Here is a 7053-nt window from a genome sequence, read left to right on the forward strand (position 1 = left end):
AGGAAAGTCTCAACCGTGCCTTCAACGATACCTTTGAGGGAATGGCGACAGACCTCAAAGAGACCATCCGTCCCGTCGACCCCGCAGCGGTCATGGAACTGCTTCCGGCCCGCCCGCACATCCTCGCGCTGGGTGAACCCACCCACGGCGAGGGCACCCTGCACGCCGTGCGCAACGAGCTCTTCCGGCAGCTCGTCGAGCAGGAGGGCTATCGGACCATCGCCCTGGAGAGCGACTGCCTGATGGGCCTGCTCGTGGACGACTACGTCACCGCCGGCCAGGACACCGCTGGTGCCTCTGCTGAGGAAGAGCTCGACGACGTGATGGCACGCGGCTTCAGCCACGAGTGGGGTGCGTTCCCCGGCAACCGCGAGCTGGTGCGCTGGATGCGCTCCTTCAATGCGGGCCGGCCGGCGTCCGACCGGCTCCGGTTCGCCGGCGTCGACGGTCCGCTGGAGATCACGGCCGCGGCGAGCCCTCGGCAGGCACTGACCGCGGTGCACGGATTCCTGGCGGAGCGGCTGGGCACGGGCCTGCTCCCCTGCTCCGGCGACGCCCTCGACAGCCTGATCGGCCCCGACGGCCGGTGGACCGAACCCGCCGCCATGATGGACCCCTCTCGTTCCGTGGGGCAGTCCGCAGAGGCGCGGGAGCTGCGGCTGATCGCCGACGACCTCGTGGCGCTCCTCACCGCGTATGCGCCCGGGCTGATCGCCGCGTCCACCCCGGCCGAGTGGGAGCGGGCCCGCCTGTACGGGCGTACCGCGACGGGCCTGCTGCGCTACCACTTCTGGATGGCGGACACCTCCCCGGGTCGCATGACCTGGCTGCTCGGTGTGCGGGACGCGATGATGGCCGCCAACCTGCTCGCTCTGGCCGAGCGGGGTCCGGTGCTGGTGAGCGCCCACAACAGCCACCTGCAGCGAAACCTGAGCACCATGCGCATGTGGGACCACCCGACGCTGGAGTGGTGGGGCGCCGGGGCGCTGGTCGACGCCGAGCTGGGCGCGGGATACGCCTTCCTGGCCACGGCTGTCGGCACCATCCGGCATCAGGGCGTGGACGCTCCGCCGTCGGGCAGCGTGGAAGGCCTGCTGTACGCGCTGCCCGGGGATCACCACCTGGTCGACGCCGGCCGGCTGGCCGCCTCGCTCGGGGAGCGTCTGCCGGACGCCCGCGTGTCCCCCTGGTTCGGGTACGCCCCGCTGGACCCGGCGCAGCTGGCCGCAGCTGACGGCATCGTGTTCGTCAGGGACGCGGAGCAGCGCTGAGCGTTGGCCGCGCGACCGGGGCTCCGCGATCGACGGCGGACGAGCAGCGACGGAGCGCTCGTCCAGCGGCGCGAGGTCGCCGTAATCGATGCTCACTATGTGCTCCTGGCGACCGTTTCGAAGCGCGCAAAAGCGCCTTGAAGCGTTGATATCTAGCCGTTCTTTGGTTCAGTACGCACCCGCTTCAGGAAAGCGGGTGCGTACTTTGTGGGACGAGAAGTAGGAGTAGTATTGCCGTACTACGCGGACTACTACGAGCGCAAAATTGTGCGCGAAACTGTGGGCCGGAATGACTGAAGGATCGGGGAACAACGTGCGGGACAAGGAACGCGTCTTCCAGGCTGCCGAGGCACTGACGGCGGAAGGTGCTGCGGTCACGGTGACGAACGTGCGCGAGCGCGCAGGCTGCTCCAACGCGGCGGCGACGAAGTATCTGCGGGAGTGGCGCGACAGCAAAGCCGCGGAGAACGAAGCGCGGCAGGCCCTCCCCGAACTGCCGGCGGCGGTCACCGCGCTGGTGGAGCGTGGCGTCGACGCGTTGTGGGGCGCCGCGGTAGAGGTGGCCCGGTCCGAGCACGAGGCCGCGGCCGCCGCACAGGACGAGGCACTGACCGCCGTCGTCGGCGAGGCGGATGCCCTGGCCGCGCGGGTGGACGAGGCGGACGCGGAGCTCGCGCAGTTCCGTGCGGTACTGGAGTCGGCGCGCGAGCAGGCGCGGTCCGCCGAGGAGGACCGCGCCGCGGTGGAGAAGGAGCGGGCGGACGCCGTGGCGGCGTCGGCCCGCCTGGAGAGCGACCTGGCCGCCGTACGGCAGGCGCTCGACGTCGCACGGGACGAGCTCGCCCAGGAGCGCGCCGCAACGGCTGCGGCCGAGCGCGCACGTTCCGACGCCGAGGCGGCACGGGCGCAGGCAGACGGTGCCGCCGTCGGGCTGCGGGAGTCGCTGGCCGATGTGCGCGGGGCGCTCGAGGCCGCCCGGACCGACGCCGCCCAGGCGCATCGCGACCAGGTGGCGGCCGAGACTGGCCGCGCCGTCGCAGAGGCGGCGGTCGCCCGACTGGAGGGCGAGCTGTCCGCGTCGCGTGACGCTCTGACGTCGGCACGGGAACAGGCGGCCGAGGCGGAGGCGGCTCGCGTTGCGGCGATCGCAGCGCAGGCCCAGGCGGAGGGCACGGCGGCCGGGCTGCGGGAGGCGCTGGAGACGGCGACGGCCTCCGCGGCGGCTCCGGCGATCCCGGCGATTGTTCCTGCCGAGAGGTCGGGCAGCTGATAGGTGAGTAGTGGCGCCGGTGCCTGCCAGGCGTCGGGTGCTGACACGGTGCGCGCGGGGCTCGCTGCTGGGTGCGGGGAGATCACCCTCGCCCGGCAGCGAGCCCCGCGCGTCGGCAGGCCGGAGTGTCAGTGGCTGGTGCTGTGATGGCCTGATGAACCTTCGCGGATTTGCCACGATCAACTACTGGGCCGATGACGTCACCGCTGCCGCCGCCTGGTACACGGAGTTCCTCGGCGTCGAGCCGTACTTCCAGCGACCCGGCCCGGACGGGGCCATCGCCTACGCCGAGTTCCGGATCGGCGACAACGAGGCAGAGCTCGGCCTCGTCAGCAGGGCCTTTGCCCCGCCCGGACTCCCCGCCGAGCCGGGCGGTGCGCTCATGTACTGGCACGTCGACGACCTGGAGAGCATGGTGGCGCGCCTGCTGGAGCTGGGCGCCACCGAGTTCCAGCCGATCACCCCGCGAGGCGACATCGGCTTCGTCACCGCGTCCGTGGTGGACCCGTTCGGGAACATCCTCGGGGTCATGTACAACCCGCACTACGTGGAGCAGCACCCGCTCTCCTGATGGGCTCGCGCCTTCCGGGGTGCCGTTGGGGTGCCAGCGGTTATCCACAGATTCCAAAGACCGCGCGCGATGCGTACACGCGTTCGATAGAATCGGTGAGTGAGGTACCCGCACGGGAGCCGCAAGAGACCAGGACGGAGGCGGAGCACCATGACCTTCACGACCCCGCCTCCGTCCGGGTCCGGCCCGGACCCCGCAGCCCGTACCTTCGAAGAGACACTGACCGACCTGGAGTCCCTTGCCGACGAGCTCGTCGAGTCGGCTGGTCCCGACGCGGTGGCCGGTGTCGGTGATCATGCTGCGGCAGGTGGCGTCGCGGTCTCCCGTCTTGCATCCGCCGCGCCTCGCCTCCGCGCACTCGGGACGCGACTGGACACCCTCCGGCTCACCTGGCTGCCCGTCATCGAGGCGGAGCTTCCCTGGCAGACGACAGGCGCACGAAACTTCTCGGCCTGGCTGGCGCGGACGGAGAACGTCAGCACGACAACCGCGAAGCGTGAGGCCCGGACCGGCCGAGCGCTGCGCGACCATCTGCCCACCACCCGCGCCACGGCGCTCGCGGGCGGTATCGGCGCCGACCACGTCCGTGTACTGGTGGACGTGGCCCCGACGAGCGACGCCCGCAAGGCCGCGCTCGCCGCACCGATCGAGCCGAATGATCTGCCGCCCGTCGGCGACGAAGCGACCACCGAACCAGTGGACCAGGACTCCGCGGAGCCGGCCATCGACGGATCAGCCGAGGACGGCATCCCCGTTCCCCCGCCCATCACCGGCGAGGCATATCTGACCGGCCTGGCGGGCGCTTGTGACCCGTCACGGTTCCGTCGGGTGCTGAAGCGGTTCGGGCAGGTCGTCGATCCGGACGCGGACGACCGCGGATACCGGGAAGCTACCGAGCGGGAGCACCTGGAGGTCTCCCCGACCTTCGGTGGCTGGCATGTCAACGGGTTCTTGACGGACGAGCACGGGCAACTGCTCGCGACGGTGCTCGGTTCGATGATGGGCGCCCCGACACCGGGCGACGACCGCACGCCGACGCAACGCCGTGCGCAGGCCCTGGCCGACGTCGCCCGGGACGTGCTCGACAACGGTCGTGTCGGCACGGGTGCCGCGGTGCGACCGCACGTCCATGTCACGGTCTCGCTGACGGAGCTGATCCGGCACACGGACCGAGCCACCGCCACGCACACGGGCACCGGCGGTCTCCGGCCCGGGGACCTGACGTCCTTGACGGCTCAGCCCGCGACGTTCACCGGCGCGTCGACGACGGGCAGTGTCGTCCCGCGCGCCCTGCTGCGCCGGCTGACGTGCGATGCGGAGGTCACGCGGGTCGTGTTCGGCGCGGACGGGACGGCTATCGACGTCGGTCGTGCGCAACGCACGGTGACGGGCCAGATGCGCAAGGCGGTGATCGCGAGGGATCAACATTGTGTCTACCCCGGGTGTGATCAGCCGCCAAGCCGGTGCGAGGTGCACCACGCGCTACGGCACTGGGCCGACGGCGGAGAGACGTCCGTCGCGAACTCGGCACTGTTGTGCTGGCATCACCACACCCTGGTGGATACCACCGGGATCACGATGGCCTGGGAGGCCGGCTCGAACCCCGACCAGCCGGGCCGATGGACGTTCACCAACCGGTACGGCCATCGGATCGAGCTGCGCCACGCGTGCCCCAGGGCTGCATGAGCCAGAGCGGGCGGGACTGCTTTAGGGCCTGGCCAGATGCGGGCCGGACGCGTGTCTCGTGCTCGGCACACCTGCGCTCGGCGCTCGCGGGCTCGGCGGACGCTACGGCGCGACCAGTCGCGCGACGCCGGGGACAACGGCCGGGCTATCCCGTTAGGTTGCCTGGGTGACTTCCGCACCCTCGAACTCCATGTCAGAGATCATCAACGTCCTGCTCGACCTGACCGCCTGGGCGGTGTTCGACGTCGACCCCGAGGGCCGGATCCTCGCCGGGAACGACGAGTCCGGCAGCATGCAGCTCGTCGAGATCGCGCCTGACGGCACCCGGACCCAGCTCACGGCGCTGCCGTCCCGCTGCTCCGGCCGCTATGTCCCGGGCACGCGCCGCGTGGTGGTGCAGCACGACAACGGCGGCGACGAGCGGACCCAGCTCAGCCTGCTCGACCTGGCACCCTCCGACGGATCGGCTGCCTCGTCGCCCACCGGACCGGCCCTGCCCGACTCCCGACCCGCGGCTGCCCCGCTGCCCGCACACCTGCCCGCGACGCTGGAGGCTCTCACACCCCTGGTGCACGACCCCGAGTACAAGCACGACCTCGCCGACGTCTCCGCGGGCTCCGTGGTCTTCCTGACGAACCGGCGCGACGGCGTCGACTTCGACCTCGTGGTCCACGACCTGGCGACCGGAACTGAGACCACCCTGTACGACGGCGGTGGTTACCTCGCGGCCGCCGTCGCCTCCCACGACCGTCGCTCGGTCGCGATCACGGTGCTCAGCAGCCAGCCACGCTCCACGCAGATCCTCATCGCGGGTGACGGCGAAGACAGCACCATCGCGCTCACGGCCCCGGACGAGCACGCCCACCACTCACAGGTCGCCTGGACCGCCGCCGACGACGCGCTCGTCATGGCGTCGGACCACGACCGCGAGTTCGCCGCTGTCGTCCGCGTGCGCCCGGCCGGGGCGAACAGCCCCGAGGACACCGGCAGCCCCGGCGGCACCGTCTGGCAGACCCTCGTCGAGGCCGACGACCACGACCTCGAGGTGGTCCTCTCCCCCGACGGCACCGCGATGGTCGTGGGCCACCACCAGGACGGCGTCACCACCCTGGCCGTGCACGAACCCGACGGCACCCACCGCTGCGACGTCGCCCTGCCCGACGCCGGGGTGCCCACCGTCGTCTGGGCCCCCGACTCCTCGCGCTTCGCCGTGCACCTCACCACCTCCGGCGACCCCGGCTCCGTCCACCTCGTCGACGCGGCCACCGGCGCCGCCACGACAGTCGTCGACGGACACGCCCAGATCCCCGCCGGCCTGCCCATCTCGCTGCCCACCGTGCACCGCGTCCCCACCCCGGACGGCGAGCAGATCCCCTGCTTCGTGTACCGCCCCGCACCCACCGGCGACGCTACGCACACCGGTGCCGCGCACACCGGTGCCGCGAACACCGGTGTCGCGAACACCGCTGCCGCCCTCGACGGCGCCTCGGTGCTCGTCGTCCACGGCGGCCCCGAGGCCGAAGCAGCCCGCCTCTTCTCTCCGATGATCCAAGCGATCGCCGCCGCGGGCTTCACGGTGCTCGTCCCCAACGTCCGCGGCTCCTCCGGGTACGGCAAACGCTGGGTGAGCCTCGACGACGTCGGCAAGCGGCTCGACTCCGTCGCCGACCTCGCCGCCCTCCGGGCCTGGCTGCCCGAGCTCGGCCTCGACCCCGCACGCAGCGCACTCTGGGGCGGGTCCTACGGCGGCTACATGGTCCTGGCCGGCACCACCATGCAGCCCGACCTCTGGGCAGCGGGCGTCGACATCGTCGGCATGTCCTCGCTCGTCACCTTCCTCGAGAACACCTCCGAGTACCGCCGCGCCGCCCGCGAACGCGAGTACGGCAGCCTCGAGCACGACCGCGACCTCCTCACCGCCGCCTCCCCCATCACCTACCTCGACCAGCTCCGCGCACCCCTCTTCGTCATCCACGGCGCCAACGACCCGCGCGTCCCCCTGTCCGAGGCACAACAGATCGCTGCGGCGCTCGCGGAGCGCGGTATCCGGCACGAGCTGCGGGTGTACGACGACGAGGGCCACGGCCTGGCCCAGCGCGCGAACCGCAAGGACGCCTATCCGGCGGCCATCGAGTTCCTCGCCGAGATCCTCGGGCGCTGATCTTCGGGGGCTGATGACGGCCTGCGGCCCTGACTCGACGTACCAGGGAAAAGAAGTAAGGGCCCCGGGACCCGCCACACACACCGGCGAGGCA

5 protein-coding genes are annotated in these 7053 nt (G+C 71.6%); all 5 read left to right on the forward strand.

Annotation, left to right across the window (positions count from 1 at the left end; translation table 11 throughout):
• Positions 1–41: 41 nt before the first annotated feature.
• The 5 genes from AB0F70_RS21365 (at position 42) to AB0F70_RS21385 (ending at position 6959) form a co-directional block, all read left to right on the forward strand.
• Positions 42–1271, forward strand: a complete 1230-nt coding sequence (locus AB0F70_RS21365) for an erythromycin esterase family protein (protein WP_357452929.1) — start codon at positions 42–44, stop codon at positions 1269–1271.
• 289 nt (positions 1272–1560) lie between these two features.
• Positions 1561–2541: a DNA-binding protein gene (locus tag AB0F70_RS21370; RefSeq protein WP_357452932.1), complete on the forward strand. Its 981-nt coding sequence runs from the start codon at positions 1561–1563 to the stop codon at positions 2539–2541.
• 154 nt (positions 2542–2695) lie between these two features.
• Positions 2696–3112: a VOC family protein gene (locus AB0F70_RS21375; RefSeq protein ID WP_357452935.1), complete on the forward strand. Its 417-nt coding sequence runs from the start codon at positions 2696–2698 to the stop codon at positions 3110–3112.
• 150 nt (positions 3113–3262) lie between these two features.
• Complete coding sequence (locus AB0F70_RS21380) at positions 3263–4798, forward strand: DUF222 domain-containing protein (RefSeq protein WP_357452938.1); 1536 nt, start codon at positions 3263–3265, stop codon at positions 4796–4798.
• A 190-nt stretch (positions 4799–4988) separates the two neighbouring features.
• Positions 4989–6959, forward strand: a complete 1971-nt coding sequence (locus AB0F70_RS21385) for an alpha/beta fold hydrolase (protein ID WP_357452941.1) — start codon at positions 4989–4991, stop codon at positions 6957–6959.
• Positions 6960–7053: the final 94 nt, after the last annotated feature.

The sequence above is a fragment of the Promicromonospora sp. NPDC023805 genome, assembly GCF_040639635.1.
In the GTDB taxonomy this organism is placed as follows: Bacteria; Actinomycetota; Actinomycetes; order Actinomycetales; family Cellulomonadaceae; genus Promicromonospora.